The organism is Streptomyces sp. WAC06614, from assembly GCF_003949795.1.
Lineage (GTDB): Bacteria > Actinomycetota > Actinomycetes > Streptomycetales > Streptomycetaceae > Streptomyces.
The window spans coordinates 1-1,638 of the sequence record NZ_RPRY01000634.1 but is presented as its reverse complement, the minus strand read 5'-3'; the positions used below and the strand labels follow the sequence as shown (position 1 = coordinate 1,638).

Genomic DNA, 1,638 nt, shown 5'->3' with positions numbered 1-1,638 from the left:
GGCATCGGCGGTCGCAGCGGCAGTGGCAGGTCGGGGTGGGTGCCGGGGAGCTGCCGGGTGGACTGCCGTTCCGGGGGGTCCGCCCTGCCTAGCGTGGGGGCACACCAGTCAGCCGAACCTCCCCGACCCCTCGCCTGGAGGCCCCGCGATGCCCTCGACCGCCCCTACCGCCTCCGCCGTCCTGGACGGCGGCCCGGCGCCCAGCCCGGTGCCCCGCGTCCTGGACCGGATCGCCGGGCAGGACGCCGAGCGGGTCGCCCTGGTGCACGGCGAGCGCCGGATGACGTACGGGCAGCTGGCCCTCGCCGTGGCGTTCCGCGCCGACGAGCTCGCCGCGGAAGGGGCCGGGCCCGGGCGTCTGGTCGCGGTCAACCGGCCGCGCGGGATCGACGCCGTCGTCGGCCTGCTGGCCGCCCTGCGGACCGGGGCGGCCTACCTGCCGCTGGACCCGGGCGCACCGGCCACCCGGACCGCGGCCGTGCTCGCCGACTGCACGGGCACCGACGTACGGGCCGGCGAGGGCGAGACCGTGCTGCCCGGGCCCGGCGTGGACCCGGAGGCCGCGTACGTGATCTACACGTCCGGCTCCACCGGCACCCCCAACGGCGTGGTCGTCGGCCAGGACGCGCTGGCCCACTTCACGGCCGGCGCCACCGCCGTCTACGGGATCCGCGCCGACGACCGCGTCCTGCAGTTCGCCCCCCTCCACTTCGACGCCAGCGTCGAGGAGGTGTTCCTGACCCTGGGCGCGGGCGCCACCCTGGTGCTGCGCGACGAGGACATGCTCGACGTACCGGGCCTGCTGGCCGGCTGCGCGGCGCACGGGATCACCGTGCTCGACCTGCCGACCGCCTACTGGCACGAGCTGGCCCACGCGGTGGCCGCCGACCTCGCCGAACTCCCCGCCTCCCTGCGGACCGTGGTGATCGGGGGCGAGGCCGCCCTCCCCGAGCGGGTCGCGCAGTGGTGCGCGGCCGTGGACCCGGCGCGGGTGCGGCTGCTCAACACCTACGGGCCCACGGAGGCGACCGTGGTCGCCACCGTCGCGGACCTGTCCCGCCACCCCGGCGGCCCGGTGCCCATCGGCACCCCCCTGCCCGGTGTACGGGCCGCCCTGGTCGACGGCGAGCTGTGGCTGCTCGGCGGCGGACTCGCCCTCGGCTACCTGGGACGCCCGGAGTTGACGGAGCGGCGGTTCGCCCGGCTCGACGGTGCGCGCGCCTACCGCACCGGCGACCTGGTGACCGTACGACCGGACGGACAGCTCGGCTTCGAGGGCCGGGCCGACGACGAGGTGAAGATCAACGGCCACCGGGTGGACCCGGCGTCCGTGGAGTCCGTGCTCGCCGGGCACCCCGCCGTCCGCGAAGCGGCCGTGGTGGCCGCCGACGCGCCCGGCGGCGGCAAGCGGCTGGTCGCCTACGTGGTGGCCGGACCGGGCACGAGCGAGGGCGAGTTGCGCGAGCACACCCGGCAGGCGCTGCCGGCCGCCGCCGTGCCGGGGACGTTCGAGCTGGTGCAGGCGCCGCTGCCGCGGACCTCCTCGGGCAAGATCGACCGCAAGGCGCTCCGCGCCACGGCCGCCTCCGCCTCCCCGACCGCCTCTCCGTCCGTCTCCGCGTCCGCTCCCCTGACCCC

Annotated in this window: 1 protein-coding gene; it reads left to right on the top strand. The window is 77.5% G+C overall.

Annotated elements, in window-relative coordinates:
* Window positions 1-148: 148 nt before the first annotated feature.
* A partial coding sequence (locus EF918_RS35485) for an amino acid adenylation domain-containing protein (RefSeq protein WP_148141351.1) occupies window positions 149-1,638 on the top strand: 1,490 nt, incomplete at its 3' end.